A 285-nucleotide genomic window follows, 5' to 3' on the forward strand; every position below is an offset into this window, starting at 1 on the left:
TACTCAGCGGCCCGGTTGATGGTCGCGGCGAAGACCTGGTGGCGGGTGATCACCGATCCCTTGACCGGGGCGGTGGTGAAGTTCGGCCAGAACAGGTATCGGCCTACCGCGGCCCAGCGGGCGATCCTGCAATTCAGGGACGGGTCCTGCACCACCCCGGGATGCACCGGGCCCGGTAGGACCTGCGAGATCGACCACACGAGGGAGTGGCAACACGGTGGAGGGACGGATATCGCGAACCTGCGCTTGGGGTGCAAGCGGTGTCACCGGTTGAAGTCGCTGGGG

The 285-nt window shown here is 66.7% G+C and carries 2 protein-coding genes; one reads left to right on the forward strand and one right to left on the reverse strand.

Features of this window, described 5'->3' with window-relative positions; genetic code table 11:
• Nucleotides 1-200 (reverse strand): hypothetical protein (locus ACT3S6_RS15930; protein WP_444555784.1); only part of this gene is annotated, 200 nt, incomplete at its 3' end.
• On the opposite strand from ACT3S6_RS15930, the gene ACT3S6_RS15935 reads away from it, so the two are divergent.
• Nucleotides 190-285: HNH endonuclease signature motif containing protein (locus ACT3S6_RS15935; protein ID WP_444555783.1), on the forward strand; the 96-nt coding region annotated here is incomplete at its 3' end. The two genes, ACT3S6_RS15930 and ACT3S6_RS15935, sit on opposite strands and share 11 nt — an antisense overlap.

Origin of the sequence: Arthrobacter sp. AOP36-C1-22, assembly GCF_052377515.1 — a bacterium.
Lineage (GTDB): Bacteria > Actinomycetota > Actinomycetes > Actinomycetales > Micrococcaceae > Arthrobacter_H.